Here is a 22571-nt window from a genome sequence, read left to right as displayed (position 1 = left end):
AATCAACTGTGATATCCCAAAAATAATTTCACTCCTCAAACAACCACCTCCTTATGTATTCAACTCATCCTTTTCATTATCCTCCCAAAGTCCACACTCTTTATCTCTGCATCAACTCCAAGCTCTCTGGTCTTTTCGATGTCTGCAATAATCTCAGCTACCGAGATAACCATCTTGGAGGGAATGCATCCCCTCGTGAGGCAGATTCCTCTCGGCCTGTATTTGTCAATAACGGCAATTCTCGAATCCGGATTCATGCTCAGCAATCCCTGAACGATTATCATTGCCGAGCCCGTTCCTATGACAATAGCATCATACTTTTTCATGATTGTTAGACCGAGCCAACTTATTTAAAATTATTTGGAATGAACTTCTCATCGCCCAAAATTCAAACCTCACAGAAGGCATTTAGCGGAATTAATCCGAAAAATTTTTACCTATATGACAACTACTCCCCTACGGGGTGAGGCTTTTGGAGGCTCAGCTTACGAGGAAAATCAGGGTTATTGTTGCCAAGCCCGGCCTTGATGGTCATGACAGGGGGGCAAAGGTTGTTGCCAGAGCTTTGAGGGATGCGGGCTTTGAGGTTATATACACGGGCATTAGAAGAACTCCTGAGGAAATCGCTGAAACCGCACTGCAGGAGGACGCTGATGTTGTTGGGTTGAGCATTCTGAGCGGGGCTCACCTTGAACTCACGCCGATGGTCATTGAAGAGCTGAGGAAGAGGGGTCTGGAGCCGAACAGGGATGTACTCGTCATTGTAGGGGGCATCGTTCCAGAAGAGGACGTGCCAAAGCTCAAGGAGATGGGTGTGGCGAAGGTCTTCGGGCCCGGCACTCCGCTGAACGAGATAATTGATTTTATCAGGGCCGAGGTGCCCAAGTTAAAGAGGTGATAGCTTGATAAGGAAAATTGACCATGTTGGTGTTGCAGTAAAGAGCCTTGAAGAGGCTGTTAAGACATACGAGGCTCTTGGATTCGGGGTTGAGGAGATTGAGGAGGTGGCGGAGCAGAAAGTGAGAGTTGCGATGCTTCCCGCTGGAGAGAGCAGGGTGGAGCTTCTGGAAGCGACTTCTGAAGACAGCGCCATTGCCAAGTTCATCTCGTCGAGAGGAGAGGGGATTCACCACATTGCGGTTAATGTGGAGAACATTGAAGAGGCGCTGAACAAAGCCAAAGAGGCGGGACTGAGGCTAATCGACGAGAAGCCAAGAGTTGGAGCTGGCGGGAAAAAGGTTGCCTTCGTCCATCCGAAAAGCACGCACGGTGTTTTGCTGGAGTTTGTTGAGGGCTGAGGGATAGCATGAGAAAAGAGCTTGTTGAGGAGCTTTACGGCAAAAAGGAGAAAATCAGGCAGATGGGAGGCAAGGAAAGGATAGAGAGGCAGCATGAACAAGGGAAGCTTACGGCAAGGGAGAGAATTGAACTTCTGCTCGACCCGGGGAGCTTTGTTGAAATCAATCCCTTTGTGGAGAAGAGGAACACCGACTTCGGCCTTGACAAGATGGATTTGCCCGCTGACGGGGTTGTGACGGGCTATGGAACTGTTGACGGCAGACCTGTTGCCGTTTTTGCTCAGGACTTCACGGTGATGGGGGGAAGCTTGGGGGAGATGCACGGCTTCAAGATTGCCTACATTCTGGACTTTGCGATGAAGCTCGGCATTCCCGTTGTGGGGCTGAACGACAGCGGCGGGGCGAGGATTCAGGAGGGAGTTGATGCCCTCAAAGGCTACGGGGACATCTTCTACCGCAACACCTTGGCGAGCGGTGTGATTCCGCAGATAAGCGTGATAATGGGGCCGTGTGCTGGAGGAGCTGTTTACAGCCCCGCAATTGGCGATTTCATCGTCATGACCAAGAATCCTAACTGCTACATGTTCATCACCGGCCCTCAGGTGATTAAGACTGTAACAGGCGAGGAAGTTTCGGCCTTTGATTTGGGAGGATGGCAGGCCCATGCGATGAAGAGCGGCAACTGTCATCTTGTGGCTGAGGATGATAGAGATGCGATGATGCTCGTAAGAAGGCTTCTCAGCTATCTGCCGTTAAACAACATGGAGGACCCGCCTGTTGTGAAGACAGGCGACGACCCTGTCCGCTTAACGCCTGAGATTTACGATGTGCTGCCTGACGACCCGCAGAAGCCCTACGATGTGAGGGATGTGATTACTGCAGTTGTTGACAATGGAGAGCTACTGGAAATCCATCCATACTACGCCCCCAACGCTGTTGTGGGATTTGCGAGGATTGATGGAAAAAGCGTGGGAATCGTTGCCAACAATCCGAGGCACTTTGCAGGCTGCTTAGATGTTGACAGCAGCGACAAGATTGCGAGGTTCGTGAGGTTCTGCGATGCCTTCAACATCCCCATAATCACCTTTGTTGATGTGCCGGGCTACCTGCCGGGAGTGCAGCAGGAGTATGGGGGAATAATAAGGCATGGGGCCAAGGTTCTGTATGCCTACAGCGAGGCAACAGTCCCGCTTGTCACGATTATCCTGAGAAAAGCCTACGGAGGAGCCTATCTGGCTATGGGGAGCAAGCATCTTGGGGCGGACATTGTCTATGCCTATCCAACCGCTGAAATTGCAGTCATGGGGCCTGAGGGGGCTGCGGAGATTGTCTTCAGGAAGGAGATTAAAGCTGCAGAAGACCCGAAGGCCATGAGGGAGGAGAAGATTAGGGAGTACAGGGAGAAGTTCGCCAATCCTTACAGGGCTGCGGCTCGCGGCTACATAGACGATATAATAGACCCCAAGTACACCAGAGTGAAGGTCGTCTCAGCTTTGAGAATTCTGGAGAGCAAAAGGGAGAAGCTCCCACCCAAGAAGCACGGCAACATCCCGCTCTGAGGTGGTAAAATGACGCCTGAAGAGTTTCTGGCTGCGGTAGCTGCGATAAATCGCTATCTGAGAGAGAAGGAGGGAGTGGTTGAGCTCAGGGAATATCCAAGAAACTGGAAGATGGCGGCGAGGTTGAGAGAATGAAGTATGAAGTTAAAGTTCAGGGAAAGAAGTACGAGGTGGAGGTTGAGGAAGTCTCCCCCATGGTTTTTGAGGTTAAGGTTAACGGAAAAAAGGCTGTAATTGAGGTGAAGAAGAAGTTCGAGTTTAAGGAGTTCGAGAAGGCCGACATCAGGGAGAGGAGGTTTGCTGAGAGGAGAGAGGAGGCGAGGGCAGAGGTTAAAGCCACGGGTAAGGCAATCACCGCCCCAATGGCTGGTGTTGTGACCAAAATCCTCAAGAAAGTTGGAGAGAAGGTCAAGGCGGGGGAGACCGTGCTGATTATCGAGGCCATGAAGATGGAGAATCCCATCGCATCTCCTGAAGACGGGGAGATTGCGGAAATTGTTGTTAAGGAGGGAGATAAGGTTGCGAGCGGTGATGTGCTTGTTTACCTTAAGTAGGTGGTTTGTATGAACAAGAAGGAGTGGGAGGAGAAGTACGTAAAGCCTCTCCTCGAAAGATCCCCCGAAAGGAAGAAGGAGTTCAAAACATCCTCGGGCATAGTGGTTGACCGCCTCTACACGCCTGAGGATGTGGAGATTGATTACGAGAACAAGCTGGGCTATCCCGGAGTTTACCCCTTCACGAGGGGAGTCTATCCCACAATGTATAGGGGAAGGCTCTGGACGATGAGGCAGTATGCTGGCTTTGGCACTGCCGAGGAGACTAACAGAAGATATCGCTACCTGCTTGAGCAGGGACAGACGGGGTTAAGCGTTGCCTTCGACCTGCCGACACAGATAGGCTACGACTCCGACCATCCAATGGCCCTTGGCGAAGTCGGGAAGGTTGGAGTCGCCATAGACACCATTGAGGACATGGAGATTCTTTTCAACGGCATCCCGTTGGGGAAAGTTTCGACCTCAATGACCATCAACTCCACCTGCGCCCAGATTCTCAGCATGTATGTGGCCGTTGCGGAAAAGCAGGGGGTTGAGAGGGCGAATTTGAGGGGAACGGTGCAGAACGACATGCTTAAGGAGTACATCGCCCGTGGCACCTACATCTTCCCGCCCGAGCCGTCGTTGAGGCTTGCAACTGACATAATCATGTTCTGTGCAAAAGAGATGCCCAAGTGGAACTCCATTAGCATTTCAGGCTACCACATGGAGGAGGCTGGAGCCACGCCCGTTCAGGAGGTTGCCTTTACCCTTGCCGACGGCATCACCTACGTTGAGAAGGTTATAGAGAGAGGCATGGATGTTGACAGCTTCGCTCCAAGGCTGAGCTTTTTCTTTGCTGCAGGAAACAACTTCCTTGAGGAGATTGCTAAGTTCAGGGCTGCAAGAAGGCTTTGGGCGAGGATAATGAAGGAGAGGTTCAACGCGAAGAATCCGAGGTCCATGATGCTTCGCTTCCACGTTCAAACCGCTGGTTGTACACTGACGGCACAGCAGCCCGAAAACAACATTGTGAGAGTTGCTCTGCAGGCTTTAGCTGCGGTGCTTGGCGGATGTCAGTCTCTGCACACCAACAGCTTTGACGAAGCTCTCTGCCTGCCAACTGAAAAGGCTGTGAGGATTGCTCTGAGAACGCAGCAGATTATTGCTGAAGAGAGCGGTGTTGCTGACGTCGTTGACCCGCTGGGCGGGAGCTACTACATTGAATGGCTTACGGACAGAATAGAGGAGGAGGCAATGAAGTACATTGAGAAGATAGACGAGATGGGAGGAATGATTAAGGCGATTGAGAGCGGTTACGTGCAGAGGGAGATTCAGAAGTCCGCCTACGAGAAGCAGAAGGCCATTGACGAGGGAGAGATTACTGTAGTTGGAGTGAACAAGTATCAGATTGAGGAGGAGATACAGATTGAGCTACTGAGAGTTGACAAAGCAGTGGTGGAGAAGCAGATAAGGAGGTTGCAGGAGTTCAGGAAGAACAGAGATGCGAAGAAGGTGGAGGAGGCTCTTGACAGGCTCAGAAAGGCTGCAGAGAAAGAGGATGAGAATTTAATGCCCTACGTTCTTGATGCTGTGAAGGCGAGAGCAACGCTGGGTGAGATGACTGACGCCTTAAGAGATGTTTTCGGGGAGTTCAGGGCTCCCGAGATTTTCTGATTTTTTATTATTTTTTATTATTTAATTTTCTTAGTACAAAAAGTAACAATTTCATCTTTTACTTTATTAACTCTCAATATTGTAAATAAATTAACTAAAAATAATATTGTTGATATAACTAAAATTAAAATTATGAAACTTCTCAAAATCAAGTTAAAATCTGGAGTATTGATTGTTACAAGAACTTTATAACCCAAAAAAGATATTACAAAAAGTGATGTACATCCAAATACCAAGACATTTGGTAAATCGTAAGCTAGTATAGCACTTCCCGTGAAGAATTTTGGAACAAATTCACTTTCGTAAATCATTAAGTTTTTTCCAATTAATTCGTTTATTGTTTTTTCTAAGTAAATCAGGTACCCTCCTAATCTAGCGATCGCGCTCAGGCTTGAAAATACGTTTGTCCACAATCCAATGATTAGCAGGATAGAAATAGTGTACATAACTGCATCCGTAGTGTTATCTATGACACTCTTTGTAATCTCATTTTTTATCAGAGAATGAAGTATATAACTCCCAATTAAGCTTAAAACTATGAGCCCAATTCTAATATTTCCTGTCATTTTTTGGGAAGTTAAATGTATCTCGTTTTTTAGAATTTTGTATTGCTCTAATAAAACTTTAATTTGTCCTGACTTCAGTTCTGGGTCAATTTGTTGTGGGTCAATTTGTTGAGACACATTTTGAATTTAAAATTTAGATTAAATAAATGTTTCTAAAAAACAGGGTAGAGTCTAATTAACAAAAACCACTCAATCGAATTGTAGTAAAGCATGAAAAGCTTACAGAACAGAATTCCAGTTTCTCACTGGATTATGGCAGCTAATCAAACAGAAAAAGACTTAAATTCGCTGCTTCAGCGAAGAAAACACGGATTCAACCTTACTTCTCTCACTGAAAGGTTTGATGCTAGTACTCCAATCCAAGACTCTCCAAACTGAACCAGCCAGGGAGCCTTATCCACCACAAATTTCGGCTTGTTTTCGCAGTACTCAAGCACTTCTTTGATATAAGGACTTTGTAGTCAGATAGTTTCTGGCTTCTTGGCTTTTTCTCCGGTGAGATGGACAATTTCTCCTCAAACCTCTTAATCCATCGGTGAACGGAGTATTTGGAAACAGGATGCAACTCCGACAGAATTTTAGCAGTTCTTCTCGCCGATGATATCTGGATGTAGATTGCTATTCCCAAAACTTTAATTTCGAGTTGTTCCTCTCAAAGACTTTAAGCTCCTCAACAATATCCTTTTATTTGTTTTAGTAAGGGACACGTTCCCTTTGGATGAAGGTTAATCAAATTCAGCTTTTTCCAGCCTCTCATAGATTTTCTTTGTGTGACCGACCGCCAAGCAGATATCACAGATATAGGGGCCGAACACCCCCAATAATTCGTTTCGAAAGAAGAAAGGTTGTTAGAGGGTTGTTTGACTTGACTTCAGGATTTGTAACGGGATTGCAAGATTAGAGATTGAAGCGTTATACCAAAACCTAAAGCCCAACAACCTCCAGAAAGTCAACCCTCCTGAAATCCTCATCGAAGGTGGCTATCTTTTTGATGCCGTAATGTTTGCATGTGGCAGCGATTAGGGCGTCGTTTGGGAGTGATTTATACTTCTCTGCGACAGATTTAATTAACTCCAAGTCCCTCGAATCTTGAACAACGTAAATTTCATCATAAAAATTATGTAGAGCTTTTACAAAATCCATTGCAAAGCCGTATCCGTTTTTCTTTACAAAATCCCTGAGAGCATAAGCATATTTTTAATATTTAGCCTTTTCTGGGCTATAATTCGAAGGCCTGTGTAAAAGGACTCCTCGTAGACCGTTACGCTTGCAATCGGATTTAAACGGTTGAAGAGCTCAATAGCTTTTTCTGTCTTATCTGTTTTTATTAGTAGGATATCACAAACGAAGTATCTACGAAGACATCCATGTCCCATCCCTGATTTTCTTTATTTCTTCAACGGAAACAGGTTCACCCAAATCTATGGGTTCTACTTTTAGTTCGAGTTTAATCTTCACTCTCTCCCCCTCCTTTAAATCAACCTTCTGCAAAGGCTTGAAGACTCCGTTTTCGTAAACAGCTTCGATGATTTTTGGCATTTTGATGATTTGCCTTGGAAGAAGAAAGGGGTTTCGTAGGTGGGGTTTGTAGATTTGAATGGGTTGGAGGTGGAAGTGTTGCTGAGTTGTGGAATTGTAAAGTTAGGCTTAGGTGTAGTATCCAAAATTATTTCACAACCCTAGACCCACTTCATGTGAGGAAACTAACGTAAAGGTTGAGAGAAAGTGAAAAGCTTGGCTCAGTTGAAGCAGTTGTAAGGTGGCATAACGAGATTAAGCCTCATATAAGTTTGGAGTGGGATGAACTCTGCAATGCGTTCTGGTGCAAGCTTCCTCCAGATTGAAGAGATGTAAAAATAATTGGGATGCCATACGAGCAAACCCAACCAAAAAGATTAAAATACTAATGGGATACAATAGGTTAAGCCCGGGTAGCTCAGCCAGGGAGAGCGTGCGGCTGAAGACCGCATAGTCCCCGGTTCAAATCCGGGTCCGGGCATTTCTATCCTTAAAATCCTTAATTCTGCCGTTTTTCCAGTCCTAAAAAAGTCTAGCAGTTTGTTTACAGTCTCTGAAATCCTGTAATTAAAGTTTTCTTTTGAATGTAGGTTGATATTCCCTTTAATTTCGAGAGGTACATCTCAAAGACTTTAAGCTCCTTAACAATATCCTTTACCGAATACATATTTTTTTTAGATTGGTTTTGGTAATGGGGACATGTTCCTAGTGTGCGACCAAACAAAATATTTATACCTCAGAAAATATTACCGTCATGGAGAGAATTTTTGCTCCTTGGAGAATAAGATACGTTCTCGCTCCAAAGCCGAAAGAATGCGTTTTCTGCACCGCTCCTAAGGAGAACAGAGACAGGGAGAACCTGATACTCTACAGGGGCAAAACCTGCTACGTCATAATGAACCGAAATCCCTACAATCCCGGTCACGTGATGGTCAATCCCTACCGCCACATTCCATCCATCGAAGACATGACGGAAGAGGAGATTGTGGAGGCCATGAAGCTCGTCAGGCTCTCGCTGAAGGCAATAAGGGAAGTAATGAACCCTGATGGCTTCAATGTGGGGGTGAACATAGGCAAGGTTGCAGGGGCTGGAATTGCCGCCCACCTCCACATTCACGTCGTGCCGAGGTGGAATGGCGATACGTCCTTCATGCCTGTCTTGGCGGACGTGCAGGTCATTCCAGAGGCCTTGGAGGAGACCTATGACAAGTTATACCCCGCGTTTCATAAACACTGAACTTTTTTACGTAGAATACGAAAAATGGAAAACTTTTTATGCGGTAATTAGACATGATTAAAATGATGGTTACTGTCGAAAGCACGATCCTCCAGGTGAAAAACAGGAGACACACCGCAGTCATCTACGTTAACGAAAGCAAGATAGAGGTTGTTGACTGCACTAACAGCACAAACTGCCGCATTCAGGGGGTTAAGGGGGCAGGCTGTCCGAGTTACTGCCCCTTTGTTGTGGATGCCAAAAGATACGTTCAGGGGCTGAAAACCAAGTACAGAGTAGAGGTTTTGAACCCCAACCCTTAGTTTTTTCATGGAGCAGATTTTCGTATACTTCACCGGCACAGCTGGTTCTGGAAAAACCTACATGACGAAGGCTCTTGCAGACTGGTTTGACCTGAAGAAGCTGGATTACCTGACCGTAAACCTCGACCCCGGCGCGGACTTCCTCCCGTACTCTGCAGACATCGACGTCAGGGAGTGGTTCACGCTTGAGGATATCATGGGGAGGTACAACGTTGGGCCTAACGGAGCGCAGATAATTGGAGCAGACCTCGTGTCAACCCTTATCGATGACATTAGAGATGAAATTCAGCTCTCCTCGTCAGAATACGTTCTGATAGATACTCCCGGCCAGCTGGAGCTTTTCACGCTCAGGGAGAGCAGCAGAGTACTCGTAAACGCTCTCAACCCCGAAAGAAGCGTTATGGTCTATCTTTTCGACCCCGTTGTGTCCAAAACACCATCCGGATTTCTCTCAATGCTGTTCATGGCGTCTTCGGCCGTATTCAGGCTTGAAATACCGCAGGTGCTCGTTCTGTCTAAATCGGATATTCTTTCGGAGAGGGAGCTTGAGAGGATTGTGGAATGGAGCGAGGACCCTGAAACCCTCTACGATAGCCTTAATCTGGAGCGGAAAACGCTGAACCTTGAGCTCTTTCTCCTGCTGAAGGAAGCTGGGCTGTTCAGACCGCTCATTCCGGCATCAGCGCTTACGGGCTACGGAATGGAGGACATATACGATGCAATTCAGGAAATCTTCTACGGAGGGGACGACTTAGAGAGGATCTTGTTCTAAGGATTGACGACAGGGAAACAGCTTCCTGGCCTCAAAGCCTTTTTTACACTCTCAAGAACAAAAATTCTTGCCTTTCTGACAGCATTTTCCAGCGAATTTCCCAAGCCGAGATAGCAGGCGAGGGCGGTGCTGTAAACGCAGCCCGTGCCGTGGATGTTTACGGGTGAGAATTCTGCTGAGACGGTGTATGTTCTGCCCGCCTCGCAGACAACATCCTTTCCCCCAAGCTCTCCACCGGTAATCACGACATCGCAGCCATACTTTTTGTTCATTTCCAGAGCGAGCTCTCTTGCCTCCTTGGTTGATTCCAGCAGCGTTATGGCTTCCGTTAGGTTTGGTGTGACGATATCAACATGCTTCAGGATCATTTTGTAAGCTTCCTCATCGCCTATTTTACCGCCCGCACCGGCAAAAATTACGGGGTCGAGTACCTTGGGGGCGTTAAGAGGAACAAGCTCAGCAGCCAAAACCTTAGCAATCTCGACAGATGTGATCAGGCCGATTTTGATGCAGTCGATTTTCATATCCTCAATGACCGCTCTGAGCTGTTCCCTGATAACCTCCGCCTCCACGGGAATAGCCGCCTTTACACCACATGTGTTCTGAACGGTCAGAGAAGTGATTACTGAAGCGGGATAAAGGCCAATTGCCTTAGCAGTCTTTATGTCGGCGCTAACACCAGCCCCACCAGACGGGTCGAGGCCAGAGATTGTTAGAATAGTTTTCATAAAAATAAAAATTTAGAAGAGCTCGTTCAGGTTTATGATGTGCTTTCCGAGCTTCCCACCGTAATTGCCGGCAGTAATCTTCACGACTCCCGGAATCTTTGTAGCAGCGAGTATTCCGACTCTCGTGGCCTCCTTTATTGCATCAGCGTTGAGACCGTTGATGACAATCTCGTAAACCGCCTTAACTCCCTCAGGAATCTGCGTTCCCTCGACCTGGTCTCTGATGCTCGGAGCGAATTTCTCATTGGTTGATGCTTTCAGGAACTTGTACTTGTTGGCCCCAACCTTCGAGCCAGAGGCGACGATTCCACCAGGGAACGGAGTGATTACGCCCTCAACGTCGCTAATCGCATCAACAGCAGCTTTTGCGGCAGCAAGGGCTGATGGCTGCGTTTCGGCCATAATGAAGAAGTTTCCTCCAGCAATTCCGTTTGTGTAGCCGATGTCGTTCTCGATTATGAAGTCTCCTTCCATCATTGGCACGGCCCAGCACTTCCTTCCTCCAACCTCAACTTCCTTCTCGTAGCCATCGGCGAAGAACTTCAGCTTGAAGCCGGTGTCGAACTTCTCTTCAGCGTCTGGCAAACCGTTAAACACTGCCGTAGTTGGAGCCGTAAGCACACACTGGCCGAGTCTGGCCAGAAGCTGCTCCTCAAGCCCCTTCTTGCTCATGTGGCAGATCTGGATGTAGTATCCCGGCCTCCCATCGGGAGTTTCTGAGGGCTTGGCCTTAATCTCGATTCCAGCCTCGGCAGGGCACATAATTACCGAGGTGCCAAACCCCGTAGCCTCGTTGGCAGCAACCCAGGCCCAGTAATAGTCGTAGCCCGTTATCAAAACCCTCGCAATTTTTATATCGAAGGCCTCAGCAAAAGTCTCCTCAACCTCAACACCATTCACTTTCATACTATCACCTGCTTTTTGTTTGGTAGAAGCGATTTAAATCTTTTTATTTTTGCAAGCTGGAAAATTTTTAAAGATTGAAGTGATTTAACTTTGTAATAAACCGGAATTTCGTTAAGAGGCTGATAAAGGAACATTTACGACTCCATTGAGTCCATCAGAGAGATAACTTCAAAGGATTTTGAAAGCATGAGCAAGGTTGAAAGGCTTGCGGTGAGATACAACATTATCACGTTACTCAACAAACAAAAGCCTCAAATTCTATCTAAGGCTCGGAGTGAGGCTTGAGGATGAGCTTTCTCTCCCCGTTGATGTTGTATCCTTCTGCCAGCCAAGTTTAGACATTATGTGCTCACTAGGGGGAAAGTTGTACTGGAAATGCAGCCTGAGCTTTACGAAGCCCTTTTCCTTAACACGCTCGACGAGCTTTTCCTTCTGGAAACCTCAGCTTAGATAATCCCGCCGTACCTGTCTATCTCGCCCCTCTTTATTCTTGTTGAAGAAATGGGCTTCCCGTCTTCTGCCATCATCCAGTCAACCTTTACTATGGTTATCTTTCTCTTTCCGAGCTCTTCCCTCTTCTGGTTAATCTTCAAAGCCATCTCGTAGGTTTCTGGCGATACAACGAGGTACTCGAAGTCAACATCGAGCGTTTTTCCGTAGGGGTTGGTTATCTTAACAATTTCCGGCTCGAACCCGTATTTTCTCATGACGTACCTTTTCACGTTCTCCGCTCTTATGGCAAAGGGTAGGACGCTCCTGATTCTCGCTCTCGCCATTCTGTCGCTGGTAACGCCTATGGTTATGTCCCTTCCTCCAAGCTTTATCGCCACGTCAATCAGCTTTTTGTGCCCCTCGTGCAACGGCTCGAAGGTTCCACCAAGTGCGACCTTCACGGTATATAATTGAGTGTTAGGGACTTATTAACCTTTTTTCCACTTAATCCGCGTTGCAGAGCCTCGCCACACCCCAGAGCATGCCCGTATAGATGCAGCCATCCGGGCCGATTTCAGTTGCAGCGTAAAAGCTGTTGTGAGCAGGGAGGGGAGAGATTCGCGCATACCACACAGCCTCACCGCTTTCCCAGTTCACAGCTTCGAGAGTCCAGAATCCACCTCTCTGGCCTATGGCGTAGAGGAGATTCGTTTTGTCACTCATTGTCGGTATGGCGTTTGGAATGCTCACGTTGCTCGCCCACACGCTTCTGAGTGCTCTTTTCTCAGCATCCCACTCGAACTTCTCAACTCCGTAAGGAGCGATTCCTGGGACGTTAGAGAGGAGCATAGAGAATGGTTGAAGCCTTTCTGGCAGGAGGTCGAGCAACCTCAAGCCAAGCCTGTTGTTTGTTATCGCTGCAGAGCAGTTTCTAACAAGCACCGACTGCTCGGAGTAGCTCTCATCCTTCTCAAAGCCGAATGTTACGGGGACTTCAGCAGCAATCCTCCTGTCTCTTCCCTCAATCCCTTTCCAGTCTTCTGGAATCTCATCCCTCCAGAAAAGAACCATGTGCATGAGCCTCTGTCCATCTGTTATAACCACAAACCTGTCCTCGCCGCAGTTCATAAGCGATGGGGTGGAGCCGGAGCCCTTTCCGAGCCTCCCTCCCCTCTGCTCCCCAGTCTGGTATTCGGCCCTCCAGCCGAGTCTCAAACTCTTGCCGTCCCAGTTTATTCTGTACACCGCCTTATCTGTCACGACGTATATCCCACCGCTCTCATCTGCGGCTATGGAGTTGGAAATCGTCTCGGCAATCTCGCAGTTTTGGTTTATTGGGTAAAGGGCGTAATCGCCAAAGTTGGGCGATACTACACCAACCCTGCCGAAGTTCGTTGCAAAGGCTATCATTCCGTCGTAGGTAAGCGTTATTCCAACTATCTCCTCTCCGCTGCACACTTCAGGTAGCTCAAAGACACCCTTCAGCTCGATTCTGGAAAGTCTGCCGTTATCACCGTAAGCGTATATCCTGTTCAGCTTTGGAACGAAGAAGGTGCGATTCGCGAGAACGCTATAGGCGCCGCTTATGCCCATTCTGTGCCCTTCAGGAGTGATTTCATCTATCAAGCTGAAGTTTTCGAGGTCTATCTTGGCTATCTTGCCGGTAAAGCCAACTGTTGAGACCCACGCAACCCTCTTGCCGTCTTCGTAGGGCTCGGAGAACGCTATTGTTATGGGGAGATCGCGGAGGGTGAGGTACTCAAATCTCAGCTTTTCCGGAAACCTTGGAGCTTCGAATGGGGAGCTTGCCTGACAGTAGCTGTTTCTGTGGCTCTCAGCCCACACCGAATCGAGGTATTTGTTGGCTGGAGGCTCCGCAGCGAAGGGATTTGGGTTCTCAGGTGGGGGATTTAAGAGCTTATCCACATTAAGTACAGCAGAAGAGGGATAGAGCTGGAAAAGCAGTTCTGGTAGGGCCAGAGACAAAATCAGCGCAAGGACAATTGCCAGGGCAGCATACCTTTTCCTCACAAAAAATTTTGATTATTTTCAGTTAAAAATTTAACGCTTAAAAATCTTCAACCCTGTAGATAGCCTTCATCCTTTCAAGCTTCAGAACGTTCCTTACATCACCCCTCGCTATGACGTCCATGGCCTTCAGGGCAAGTTTTTTGTAGAACTCACAGTATGGGCTTTTCCTGAGCATTGTTCCACTTTCGGCGTAAATTTCCGCCGGACAGGGGGCTCCGCAGAGATTTCTGAACTCACAATTCCTGCACTCCTCAATTTGCTCAACGGTCCTCTTTCTGACTACCTCAAACTTCTCAATCAAGCTGCTCCAGTCGGATAGGGCCGAAAGATTTGCTCTGAACTCTTCCATACCGATGAACTCCCCGCAGGGGTATATGCCGTCCGCACTTACTGCGAAAAACCTTCTCCCGCCGCCGCAGGGAGAAATGTCGCACTGCAGAACTCTGGACGTGGGTGCGACCAGCCCGAGGAGAATGTTGGCAAAATCGCCGATAACTATCCTCCTACCGCTCTTCGTGTTCTCGATCGCCCTATCAATGGCTTTGATGTAGTAATCTTCGAATCCTTCCGGCGGTCTCAACTCCCTTCCACCCGGACTTGTCCCTCTTACAGGATTTGCGAGCATCACACTAACTTTTCCGGCGAGAAAGTCAACCATTGCAGGCAGATGCTGGAAGTTGTGCTTGTTAACCGTCATTATAATATTTAAGCTCCTATAACCATCAAAGAAGTCGAGAGCCCTCATAACAGCATCGTAATGCCCCTTTCCCCTCAGATAATCGTTCGTCTCCTTGTATGGGCTGTCGAGGGAAATTCCAACGCTTGCCCCCTTCTTCATGAGAAGCTCAGCGTCTTCTTCCTCCAGCAGCGTTGCGTTAGTCTGGATGCCGTACTTGAAATCGAAATCCTCCATTGCTCTGAAGATTTCATCCTTTACCATTAAGGGCTCCGCTCCGTGAAAAATGACTCTCTCCACACCATTTTCGGCAAGCACCGTGAGGATCTCTTCAAGCTTTTCGTAGCTCATCTTTGTCCCCCTTTCTCTGATTTCGGCAGGGATGTAGCAGTACGGACAGTTTCTGTTGCAGCTCTCGGTAGGGTTGATGTAAGCAGTCCTGATGTCAACCTCAAATCGGTATCTCTGCATTTCCTCCAGAAGAGCATCCTTTCTTTCTCTGTAGAACCTCTCCACCTCCTCTCTCTCACCTATGGCCCAAAAGTTGGATTCGGGAGCCAAGAAAAACCTTTTACCATTTACCTCCAATTCTTTCAGCATAGTCCCACCAAAAAATTAAAAGGGTGTTTCCTCATCCAGAGCAACGTAATGCGTCAGCCCTCCCTCAGCTTTGCACTCGTAGCGGTATGCCTGCATGAAAAATACAGGTGTGAGGAGCTCTAAAAAAGTTAGGATTGTTATACAATTGTTATACGAAAGTTACATATACTACTTACTACGATGTATCGTAGTTAGTGGTGTTTATGGGAAACAGGGAAAAGGTGTTGAAGAGGCTAAGAAAAGAAATAAGGTCGGGTATCTACTCCTATGCAGTCCTGAACATTCTGGAAAACGGTGAAATGCACGGATACGCCATAAGAAAATCTTTCGAAAACCTGAGTTCTGGAGAATTCGTCCCCTCCGAGGGTGCACTGTACGACCTTCTGAAGCGTCTGCAAAAGCAGGGTCTTGTGGAGAGCTTCTGGGTTGAGGATACGAGACCAAGGAAATGCTACAGACTAACAGAACTCGGAAAAGTTGTTCTGAAGGATTTAAGAAGAGAAATTAGCATTTTAAGAAACGTAATTGAGAAAGTAGAGGAGGTGAAAGAATGGAAGATTTGAAAACTTTTCTGTCCTTTTTGCTGATAATTATAGGGCTGCTCACCTATGCTCTCAGAAACAGACCTAATCCGTATGTCGGAGTAAGAATGGGATACACCTACCTTTCAAAAGAAGCGTGGAGAAAAGCAAACACCTTTGCTGGCATATTCTGCGTTATGGCAGGATTGGTGCTTATTGCAATGAACATGCTGCTAAACCTCCCCGATCAAGTTTTTCTTATTGTATTCCTAATTATAATCGTTGCAGTAGCATTTCTAAGCTACAGAGTGGGCAAGGAAGCCTATGAAAAGGAGGACCTGCGAATGCCTGCAAAGGCCAAAAAACAGCTTGAGCCTGTAAAAGTCGAGCGACATCTTTTAATCCAGCTGATTTCGTTAGCTGCGTATCTTATTCTCCTTCTTGCCCTCTGGAATAACTTGCCCAAATCTATTGCCACACACTTCGACATAACCGGACGACCCGACAGCTACACTGACAAGTTTACAGGAGCAGTCCTGTTACCACTCCTCACTATGTCCATTATGCCGCTAATGACTCTTATCATCTCAAAGGAGCCAATGCTAACACGATTTCCAACCAAGGGGGTCAAAGCTCTTACTTTGGTGCATCTGCTCATTGTCGCGTTAATGGCACTGAGACTTTTCTACAATGCTGGAATTCCAGATAAGTTTTGAAAAATTATTTTTTGGGCGCTCTGTCGAAGTAGGGGCTCTTGCCCAGTGCTGACAGCGGAACGCCCATCACAACGTCCGCATCAATCATTCCAAGCTTCTTTGCCGCAATTCCAATTCTGTACATGATTCTCGTGTCAATCCCGAGCATCGCTGAAACTTTCACCGCCGAGCCGAGAGCGATGCCGAGGTCAATCATTCTGAAGGCGCAGTTAGGCCCCACAAAGTTCTCACCCTTCCTATCAGCCTTCTTGAATTCGGAGCAGCTTTCAAAGCCGCATGCCTGGCAGTTAACACCCACCGTTCTGTCCCCCTTGGCCCCTATCAACAAAATCGCCTGAGATTTTCTTACGCTTTCAGCATCTCTGATAAAATCCTTATCCCCTCCTTCAGCCATTTCCTCCATTTTTGCAGCAATTTTCTCCATTTCCTCGCCGTCAACGTAAACGATTTCGATGGTGTCCTCACCCTTGGACTTAGGAGCCGTTCTCGCCGATTCAGCCATGATGAGGGCTGCTATTTTCACACCTTCATTTTTGAAATCCTTCTCGTTGAGAAGCATGCCCTAATTAGAAATCAAAAAATAAGTACTTTACCCCGATTCACATACCAATGAGTCCTAAATCCCCTCAAAAAACGCATCAACAGAGCCGTATCGCCTAACGATCCTCAAATAAAGGTCGTCCAGAACTCTGCTCGACGCTCCCCAAACGAGCTGCCCTGCACACTCGAAGTTCGGCCCCCAGTCCGTGATTCTTCTCGACTTGAGAACCTTTCTGAGTTCATCGACCAGAACTCTGCTCACCTCTCTCCCATCAGGTACGAAATCGAGCGTCCTTATCATCCCCACAACGGGGCAAATCATTATCCTGTACTCGTGAACCTCCCGCGGCCTTAAAAATCCTAGAACATCAACACATTCGGGATTTATTCCAAGCTCCTCCTCAAACTCTCTCAAAGCTGCTTCAACCTCGTTCTCGCCATCCTCAATCATCCCACCGGGAAAGGCTATGTGACCCGCGCTCCTGTTCAAACCCTTCGAGCGCTTTATCATCACAATTTTCGGGCACTTCTCATCAAAAACCGGAACCACCACGGCGGCATCCGTCTTTTTAGAGACTTTTTTGTCCAGCAGCTCTCCAAGCCTCTTAACCAACACTTTGAGAGTTCATTAAAAAAGTATTTAAGGCTTTTCTAAGAAACAAACGGTTAACTTAAAAAGCACCGAACTAACTTGCAGTATGGGCAAAACTATTGCAGAAAAAATACTCAGCGAAAAATCGAAGAGTGACGCTTACGCCGGTGACATTGTTGTTGCCGAGATTGACCAGATAGCCCTGCAGGACGGCACGGCTCCTCTGGCAATAAGGCAGCTGATGGAGCTCGGAACGGAGGTTAGAGCAGCAGACAGGACACACTTTTTCGTTGACCACGCCGCTCCCTCGCCAAGAAGGGAGCTGAGCAACGACCAGAAGTTCATCTACGAGTTTGCAAAAAAGGTTGGGGCGGACTTCAACCCGCCCGGAGAGGGGATAATCCACCAGATTATGGTAGAGCGGTACGTCAAGCCCGGAGATTTGGCCGTTGGGGCTGACAGCCACACATGCACCTACGGAGGAATTGGAGCTTTCTCCACGGGAATGGGTTCTACTGATGTTGCAGTTGCCATCGCACTCGGCAAGAACTGGTTCAGAGTTCCTGAGAGCTTCAGAGTTCAGCTTGACGGCTCTCTCCCCAAAGGAGTTTTCGCCAAGGATGTGATACTGAAGCTCATAGGTGATCTTGGTGTTGACGGAGCAACCTACAAGGCCCTTGAGTTCCACGGGGAGTGTGCTGAGAACATGACTGTGGAGGAGAGGCTCACAATAGCCAATATGGCGGTAGAGTGCGGAGCCAAAGCGGGAATTTTCGAGAGCGATGAGAACACGAGGAAATTCCTCGCCGAGCTTGGGAGGGAGGGGGATTTCAGAGAGGTAAAGGCGGATGAGGATGCAGAGTATGAAAAGGAGATTTACATGGACGTTTCCTCCCTCGTTCCGGTTGTCTCAAAGCCCCACAACGTTGACAATGTTGCAGAGATTAGCGAGGTTGAGGGCACGGAGGTAAATCAGGTTTACATCGGAACATGCACAAACGGCAGGCTTTCTGACTTAGAGGTTGCTGCAAGAATCCTGAAGGGCAGGAAGGTTAAGGAGGGTGTTAGGCTGATTGTTGTCCCTGCAAGCAGGAGAGTCTATCTGCAGGCCCTCGATAAGGGGCTGATAAGAGTTTTCGTTGAGGCTGGAGGAATGGTTCTCAACCCCGGCTGCGGGCCGTGTGTGGGAATCCATCAGGGAATTCTGGCTGATGGCGAGGTTTGCATCTCCACTCAAAACAGAAACTTCAAGGGCAGAATGGGCAATCCGAACGCGGAAATTTTCCTTGCCTCACCAGCTACAGCTGCAGCAAGTGCTGTTAAGGGATACATAGCAGACCCGAGGGAGTTCCTGTGAAGATCTCCAGAGGATTGCTCAAAACAATTCTGGAAGCTGCGAAGAGCGCTCACCCAGATGAGTTCATAGCTCTGCTGAGCGGAAGCAAGGATGTAATGGATGAGCTCATTTTCCTTCCCTTCGTTTCGGGCTCGGTGTCTGCAGTTATTCACCTCGACATGCTACCCATCGGCATGAAGGTTTTCGGGACTGTTCACAGCCACCCCTCGCCGAGCTGCAGGCCATCGGAGGAAGACTTGTCCCTCTTCACCCGCTTTGGCAAGTACCACATCATAGTCTGCTATCCCTACGACGAGAACAGCTGGAAGTGCTACAACAGAAAGGGCGAGGAAGTGGAGCTGGAAGTGGTTGAAAAAGATTAATATATGATGAGAAATAGAGAAAATTGAAATGCCTCGTACCGTAAAGGATCTGCTCGTTGAAATTAAAGATACTACCGAGCTGATGGTTGACCTTGCCTATTCCGCAATTCTTTACAACAATGAGGATATTGCTGAAGAGGTTCTGGAGCTGGAAGGAAGGGTTCTCGATTTGCTCAAGCAGATAAGAGTCGTTTCAATCCTCGCTGCAAGAAGGGTGGAGGAGGCGGAGAAGGTTTCATCAATCCTGCAGATAGCCAACGCGGGGCAGAAGATAAGCAGCGCAGCAGCAGACATTTCCTCGCTTGTCCTGAGAAACATCAGACTCTCGGACGAGATGGTCAAGCTGATGCTCTACCATTCCGAGGAGACGGTCGTAAAGCTTGAGGTTCCCGAAAATTCAGAGATTGCAGGAAAAACTCTTGGTGAAGTTAGGCTCCACACCAGAACGGGAATGAGGGTGATTGCGATAAAGCGCGGGTTCAGCTGGATTTTCAATCCCGACAGGGACACGATGGTTTACAAGGGCGATTTGCTCTTTGCAAAGGGCGACCCGGCAGCTCTACCGAGATTTTACGAAGTAGTTGCGGGGAAGCAAATACCCCCTCCGCCCGAACCTCCGGACATCAAAATAGAGGAGCTCGACAGGGCCGTTGACCTGCTTATAGAGGTGAAGAACCTCTCCGAGCTTTCGGTAGACCTCGCGTACTCCTCATTGATTTACGGAAATGACGAAATTGCGCTGGAAGTCGTATACCTTGAGGAGGTTATCGACAACACCAAGTTTGAAATTGAGAAGAGCGTGCTCAAGTGCAGTCGCCACTTCAACGACGAGCAGCTTATGCCTTTAATGGCCATTGTCGAAATAGCCTACTGCTCCGAGCTTATAGCGGATGCAGCGAGGGACATCGCTCAGGTACTGCTGGACAAGATGGAGATTCCCGCGATATTCAAGGAGGCAATGAGAGAGACCGATGAGGTGCTGACATTGATTACAGTATCCGAAGAATCCCCGCTCAACGGAAAAACTCTTGGAGAGGCAAGGGTCGAAAGCAACACCGGGATGCATGTGGTGGCGATTAAAAGAAAGAACGAGTGGATAACAAAGCCAACTGCCAACACAAGGATTTTCAGTGGGGATGTTCTGATTGCAAAAGGAACGAGGGAGGGTGAGAGCGAGCTGTTAAAGCTCTGCTCTACCCGTGCACCGCTTCCATAAGCTTTACCACAAGCTCCCTCTTTATCATCGAGCTTCTGTCTCCCTCGCAAACTATAGACCTAACTCCTATTATGTCGGGTGAGAGCTCTTTTAGCGTCTCAATGTGATTCCAGCTTATGTTTCCGGCTAGAGCCACCATCAGGCCGTTATCTCTCGCCAGCTTCACAAAACTCTCAATATCTCCGATTTTCATGTGATCGAACAGGGAAGTGCCATCCTTTATGGCGGTGTCAACCATCACAATGTCCGCTCCAGCCTTCGCAACCGCTTCAGGCAAATCGAGGGGGGATACTGACGAAATTCTGTAATAGTCGCCGTAGCCAGCAGCAACGACTTTTTTGCTCGAATCAAAGTCCTTAACAGCTCTCACAACGCCAACCATCATCTCGTAAGCTTCTTCAGCGTTTTTGACTCCGTAAAGACCGACCTTTATGTAATCCGCACCTGCAACTGCAGCACCCAGCGCTGCAAGGCTCGCCGTTCCGGGCTTATACGGCATATCTCCCGTTGTTGCGCTTATCTCCTTACCGTATTTCTTGGCGAGCTCCGAAATTTCCCTAATCACCCAGGGGAAGTTAGCACCAAGCGAGCCTTCAGCAGGATTCTTCACATCGATGATGTCAGCCCCTCCCTCGATCGCCTCAATCGCTTCCGCAACACTCATGGGGCTTACAAGTACCTTCATAAAAGGTCGGACTTTGAGATGGTATATATGCCTTTTGAAAGAGATTTAAACACTCACATCAATGCAGAGTCATGAGAGTGACGAGTCCAGAAATACAGCGCGGAATCAAAGTTTCTGAGCTGCTCGATATGTTTGGAAGCACGGCATTCAATGCCAGAAGACTTGGAGAGGCTGCAAAAATCTGTGAGGAGATGGTTAAAAGCGACTCGTTTGTTTTCCTCACTCTGGCAGGAGCGATGATTCCCGCCGGGATGAGGAAAATCGTGGCCGGGATGATGCAGAACGGATTTATAAGCAGTCTTGTAACCACTGGAGCCAACATCGTTCACGAAATAGTCGAATCTCTCGGTATCGGTCACGAGATTGGAAGCTGCTACGTCGATGACACAGCTCTGGCTGAGGAGAGCATTAACAGAATTTACGACGTTTTTGTTGGGCAGGAAGCTTTTGAGAGGGTCGAGGAGTTTCTTTCAGGCATAATTGAAGGGCTTGATGGGATTTACACAACCTACGAGTTTCTATGGGAGGTAGGAAAAAGAATCCCGGATGAAAGGTCGTTCCTCAGAATTGCCGCGGAGAGAGAGATTCCAGTCTTCTGCCCCACCCTGCACGACTCAATAGCCGGCTTGCACATGACGATTTACCGAAAAAACCTTCAGATTGACTTCTTCAGGGATGTCAGCAGAATTATAGACTTCTGCTTCCAGAAAAGGAAGATGGGTGTCATTGTCGTTGGAGGAGGCGTGCCAAAAAACTTCACACTGCAGGCGATGCTTCTGGCGGAGGGATTTGACTACGCGGTGCAGATAACAACAGACTCACCGCAGTGGGGCGGGCTGAGTGGGGCAACGCTTGAAGAGGCTAAAAGCTGGTGCAAGCTAAAGCCCGACGCCAAGGCTGTAACGGTTTACTGCGACGCAACTATAGCTCTGCCAATGCTCTACGCCTACCTGCTGGACAGATGTGGGGAGTCGTGAAAAAGCCCGAAACCATTTTTATTAGCCAAACCGAGACGGAGCATGAAGCACAAATTTGACCCTAAAAAAGCTCATATTCTCGATTCGGAGTGGAGGAGGAAGATTTTTCCTCCGGAGAAGGTCGTGGAGTTCATTGAAAGCCTCAGGCCGAAGAAAAACGTTCTGTTCGACGTTGGAGCAGGAACAGGCTACCTCACAATTCCCCTTGCGAGGGTTTTCAAGAAGGTTTACGCTGTAGAGATAAGCGAGGAAATGGCGGAAGTTCTCAGGAGGAGAGTAGAGGAGGAGGGGTTGCTCAACATCGGAATAATCGTCTCCGAGAAACCGCCGGAGGTGGACTTCAGAGTTGACGTTGTGCTTTTCTCCAACGTGCTTCACGAGATGGACAATCCGGAGGAGTATCTGGAGTGGGCCTCAAGGGCCGACTACGTGGTGGTTGCTGAGTGGAAGAAAGAGAAAACTGAGTTCGGCCCACCGGTTGAGGAGAGGTTAAGCCTTGAGGAGCTTGAAAATCTGAGCAAAATGAAACTTGTAAAAAGCGAAAATTTGAGCTACCACTACTTGGCAGCTTTCAAAAAGGTTTAGGACCTCACTCCTAATATCGACTTCTGTGACCTTCTAATTCTCCTTCTCTTCTTTCCGTCGGACGTGTACTTCTGATTTGGTCCTGGCTTTTTGTAGTCCTGCCACTTGGTAGGCACGAGCCTGTACTCGTTGCTGTTCCTCTTCTTAATCTTCACCCACGTTACGCTGCCTGTCTTACCCATGCC

Annotated in this window: 30 protein-coding genes, 1 tRNA gene and 1 pseudogene; 18 read left to right on the top strand and 14 right to left on the bottom strand. The window is 48.0% G+C overall.

Going from position 1 to position 22571, the window contains the following annotated elements; translation table 11 throughout:
* Positions 1 to 59 precede the first annotated feature (59 nt).
* A complete protein-coding gene (locus AF_RS11175) occupies positions 60 to 326 on the bottom strand; it encodes a hypothetical protein (protein WP_010879709.1) in 267 nt (88 codons plus the stop codon).
* 137 nt (positions 327 to 463) lie between these two features.
* Here AF_RS11175 and AF_RS11170 point away from each other — a divergent pair, with 137 nt between their 5' ends.
* Genes AF_RS11170 through AF_RS11150 form a run of 6 tightly spaced genes read left to right on the top strand, consistent with a single transcriptional unit; the run spans position 464 to position 5067 of the window.
* Entirely contained in the window at positions 464 to 898 is a 435-nt protein-coding gene (locus tag AF_RS11170) for a cobalamin-dependent protein (protein WP_010879708.1), read from the top strand.
* 4 nt (positions 899 to 902) lie between these two features.
* Positions 903 to 1298: a methylmalonyl-CoA epimerase gene (mce, locus tag AF_RS11165; protein ID WP_010879707.1), complete on the top strand. Its 396-nt coding sequence runs from the start codon at positions 903 to 905 to the stop codon at positions 1296 to 1298.
* 8 nt (positions 1299 to 1306) lie between these two features.
* A complete protein-coding gene (gene mmdA / locus AF_RS11160; RefSeq protein ID WP_010879706.1) occupies positions 1307 to 2857 on the top strand; it encodes a methylmalonyl-CoA decarboxylase subunit alpha in 1551 nt (516 codons plus the stop codon).
* A gap of 9 nt (positions 2858 to 2866) precedes the next feature.
* Positions 2867 to 2992 carry a hypothetical protein gene (locus AF_RS13775; protein WP_257640141.1) on the top strand — a complete coding sequence of 42 codons (126 nt, stop codon included), beginning with the start codon at positions 2867 to 2869 and terminating at the stop codon, positions 2990 to 2992.
* Positions 2989 to 3411, top strand: a complete 423-nt coding sequence (locus AF_RS11155; RefSeq protein ID WP_010879705.1) for a biotin/lipoyl-containing protein — start codon at positions 2989 to 2991, stop codon at positions 3409 to 3411. The genes AF_RS13775 and AF_RS11155 overlap by 4 nt, the downstream gene beginning before the upstream one ends.
* 9 nt (positions 3412 to 3420) lie before the next feature.
* Positions 3421 to 5067: an acyl-CoA mutase large subunit family protein gene (locus AF_RS11150; RefSeq protein ID WP_010879704.1), complete on the top strand. Its 1647-nt coding sequence runs from the start codon at positions 3421 to 3423 to the stop codon at positions 5065 to 5067.
* A 17-nt stretch (positions 5068 to 5084) separates the two neighbouring features.
* Here AF_RS11150 and AF_RS11145 read toward each other — a convergent pair whose 3' ends face one another.
* The 3 genes from AF_RS11145 to AF_RS11135 form a co-directional block, all read right to left on the bottom strand.
* Positions 5085 to 5750: a hypothetical protein gene (locus tag AF_RS11145; protein WP_010879703.1), complete on the bottom strand. Its 666-nt coding sequence runs from the start codon at positions 5748 to 5750 to the stop codon at positions 5085 to 5087.
* Between the two features lie 807 nt (positions 5751 to 6557).
* Positions 6558 to 6776, bottom strand: a complete 219-nt coding sequence (locus AF_RS11140; protein WP_010879702.1) for a PIN domain-containing protein — start codon at positions 6774 to 6776, stop codon at positions 6558 to 6560.
* A 210-nt stretch (positions 6777 to 6986) separates the two neighbouring features.
* The gene (locus AF_RS11135; RefSeq protein ID WP_010879701.1) at positions 6987 to 7172 is read right to left on the bottom strand and encodes an antitoxin family protein; all 186 of its coding nucleotides are present in this window, start codon (positions 7170 to 7172) and stop codon (positions 6987 to 6989) included.
* A gap of 179 nt (positions 7173 to 7351) precedes the next feature.
* On the opposite strand from AF_RS11135, the pseudogene AF_RS12940 reads away from it, so the two are divergent.
* The 5 genes and pseudogenes from AF_RS12940 to AF_RS11115 all read left to right on the top strand — a co-directional run.
* A pseudogene (locus AF_RS12940) lies at positions 7352 to 7477 on the top strand (IS481 family transposase); the annotation flags it as partial.
* 81 nt (positions 7478 to 7558) lie between these two features.
* Positions 7559 to 7632: transfer RNA gene (locus tag AF_RS11130), tRNA-Phe, on the top strand.
* Between the two features lie 273 nt (positions 7633 to 7905).
* The gene (locus AF_RS11125; RefSeq protein ID WP_010879700.1) at positions 7906 to 8388 is read left to right on the top strand and encodes an HIT family protein; all 483 of its coding nucleotides are present in this window, start codon (positions 7906 to 7908) and stop codon (positions 8386 to 8388) included.
* Between the two features lie 62 nt (positions 8389 to 8450).
* A complete protein-coding gene (locus AF_RS11120) occupies positions 8451 to 8690 on the top strand; it encodes a hypothetical protein (RefSeq protein WP_143274475.1) in 240 nt (79 codons plus the stop codon).
* A 7-nt stretch (positions 8691 to 8697) separates the two neighbouring features.
* Positions 8698 to 9462, top strand: coding sequence for an ATP/GTP-binding protein (locus AF_RS11115; RefSeq protein WP_010879698.1), 765 nt, complete (start codon positions 8698 to 8700; stop codon positions 9460 to 9462).
* Here AF_RS11115 and thiD read toward each other — a convergent pair.
* From thiD to cbpA, 6 genes are all read right to left on the bottom strand, one after another.
* A complete protein-coding gene (gene thiD, locus AF_RS11110; protein ID WP_010879697.1) occupies positions 9459 to 10190 on the bottom strand; it encodes a hydroxymethylpyrimidine/phosphomethylpyrimidine kinase family protein in 732 nt (243 codons plus the stop codon). The two genes, AF_RS11115 and thiD, sit on opposite strands and share 4 nt — an antisense overlap.
* A 12-nt stretch (positions 10191 to 10202) precedes the next feature.
* Positions 10203 to 11096 carry a formylmethanofuran--tetrahydromethanopterin N-formyltransferase gene (gene fhcD, locus AF_RS11105; RefSeq protein ID WP_010879696.1) on the bottom strand — a complete coding sequence of 298 codons (894 nt, stop codon included), beginning with the start codon at positions 11094 to 11096 and terminating at the stop codon, positions 10203 to 10205.
* Positions 11097 to 11542: 446 nt separating this feature from the next.
* Positions 11543 to 11989 (bottom strand): phosphopantetheine adenylyltransferase, encoded by a 447-nt coding sequence (locus tag AF_RS11100; RefSeq protein WP_010879695.1) that lies wholly within the window; start codon positions 11987 to 11989, stop codon positions 11543 to 11545.
* A gap of 43 nt (positions 11990 to 12032) precedes the next feature.
* The gene (locus tag AF_RS11095) at positions 12033 to 13559 is read right to left on the bottom strand and encodes a hypothetical protein (protein ID WP_010879694.1); all 1527 of its coding nucleotides are present in this window, start codon (positions 13557 to 13559) and stop codon (positions 12033 to 12035) included.
* Positions 13560 to 13596: 37 nt separating this feature from the next.
* The gene (gene cbpB, locus AF_RS11090) at positions 13597 to 14835 is read right to left on the bottom strand and encodes a peptide-modifying radical SAM enzyme CbpB (RefSeq protein WP_010879693.1); all 1239 of its coding nucleotides are present in this window, start codon (positions 14833 to 14835) and stop codon (positions 13597 to 13599) included.
* A gap of 15 nt (positions 14836 to 14850) precedes the next feature.
* Complete coding sequence (gene cbpA / locus AF_RS13925) at positions 14851 to 14931, bottom strand: modified peptide precursor CbpA (RefSeq protein WP_081423283.1); 81 nt, start codon at positions 14929 to 14931, stop codon at positions 14851 to 14853.
* A 107-nt stretch (positions 14932 to 15038) separates the two neighbouring features.
* Between cbpA and AF_RS11085 the strand changes: the two genes are divergently transcribed.
* Together AF_RS11085 and AF_RS11080 are read left to right on the top strand one after the other, a co-directional pair.
* Positions 15039 to 15398: a PadR family transcriptional regulator gene (locus AF_RS11085; protein ID WP_010879692.1), complete on the top strand. Its 360-nt coding sequence runs from the start codon at positions 15039 to 15041 to the stop codon at positions 15396 to 15398.
* Positions 15386 to 16072, top strand: a complete 687-nt coding sequence (locus tag AF_RS11080) for a DUF1648 domain-containing protein (RefSeq protein WP_010879691.1) — start codon at positions 15386 to 15388, stop codon at positions 16070 to 16072. Before AF_RS11085 ends, AF_RS11080 begins: the two co-directional genes overlap by 13 nt.
* 4 nt (positions 16073 to 16076) lie before the next feature.
* On the opposite strand, the gene AF_RS11075 is transcribed toward AF_RS11080, so the two are convergent.
* Both AF_RS11075 and AF_RS11070 read right to left on the bottom strand, forming a co-directional pair.
* Positions 16077 to 16631 (bottom strand): ferredoxin domain-containing protein, encoded by a 555-nt coding sequence (locus AF_RS11075; RefSeq protein ID WP_010879690.1) that lies wholly within the window; start codon positions 16629 to 16631, stop codon positions 16077 to 16079.
* A 57-nt stretch (positions 16632 to 16688) separates the two neighbouring features.
* Entirely contained in the window at positions 16689 to 17228 is a 540-nt protein-coding gene (locus AF_RS11070; RefSeq protein WP_010879689.1) for an NUDIX hydrolase, read from the bottom strand.
* 82 nt (positions 17229 to 17310) lie between these two features.
* On the opposite strand from AF_RS11070, the gene AF_RS11065 reads away from it, so the two are divergent.
* Genes AF_RS11065 through AF_RS11055 form a run of 3 tightly spaced genes read left to right on the top strand, consistent with a single transcriptional unit; the run spans position 17311 to position 20139 of the window.
* Positions 17311 to 18561, top strand: a complete 1251-nt coding sequence (locus AF_RS11065; RefSeq protein ID WP_010879688.1) for a homoaconitate hydratase family protein — start codon at positions 17311 to 17313, stop codon at positions 18559 to 18561.
* Positions 18558 to 18923: a Mov34/MPN/PAD-1 family protein gene (locus AF_RS11060; protein WP_010879687.1), complete on the top strand. Its 366-nt coding sequence runs from the start codon at positions 18558 to 18560 to the stop codon at positions 18921 to 18923. The genes AF_RS11065 and AF_RS11060 overlap by 4 nt, the downstream gene beginning before the upstream one ends.
* A gap of 28 nt (positions 18924 to 18951) precedes the next feature.
* Positions 18952 to 20139 (top strand): potassium channel family protein, encoded by a 1188-nt coding sequence (locus AF_RS11055; RefSeq protein ID WP_010879686.1) that lies wholly within the window; start codon positions 18952 to 18954, stop codon positions 20137 to 20139.
* Here AF_RS11055 and AF_RS11050 read toward each other — a convergent pair.
* Positions 20117 to 20824, bottom strand: a complete 708-nt coding sequence (locus AF_RS11050) for a (5-formylfuran-3-yl)methyl phosphate synthase (protein ID WP_010879685.1) — start codon at positions 20822 to 20824, stop codon at positions 20117 to 20119. The two genes, AF_RS11055 and AF_RS11050, sit on opposite strands and share 23 nt — an antisense overlap.
* A 71-nt stretch (positions 20825 to 20895) precedes the next feature.
* On the opposite strand from AF_RS11050, the gene AF_RS11045 reads away from it, so the two are divergent.
* Both AF_RS11045 and AF_RS11040 read left to right on the top strand, forming a co-directional pair.
* Positions 20896 to 21801, top strand: coding sequence for a deoxyhypusine synthase (locus tag AF_RS11045; RefSeq protein WP_010879684.1), 906 nt, complete (start codon positions 20896 to 20898; stop codon positions 21799 to 21801).
* 42 nt (positions 21802 to 21843) lie between these two features.
* The gene (locus AF_RS11040) at positions 21844 to 22386 is read left to right on the top strand and encodes a class I SAM-dependent methyltransferase (RefSeq protein ID WP_010879683.1); all 543 of its coding nucleotides are present in this window, start codon (positions 21844 to 21846) and stop codon (positions 22384 to 22386) included.
* Here the strand turns inward: AF_RS11040 and AF_RS11035 are convergent.
* Positions 22383 to 22568, bottom strand: coding sequence for a DUF5350 domain-containing protein (locus tag AF_RS11035; protein WP_010879682.1), 186 nt, complete (start codon positions 22566 to 22568; stop codon positions 22383 to 22385). The genes AF_RS11040 and AF_RS11035 overlap by 4 nt on opposite strands.
* Positions 22569 to 22571 lie beyond the last annotated feature (3 nt).

This window comes from Archaeoglobus fulgidus DSM 4304 (genome assembly GCF_000008665.1).
GTDB lineage: Archaea > Halobacteriota > Archaeoglobi > Archaeoglobales > Archaeoglobaceae > Archaeoglobus > Archaeoglobus fulgidus.
The sequence above is the reverse complement of the archived record's forward strand: the minus strand, read 5'-3'. Positions and strand labels throughout refer to the sequence as shown.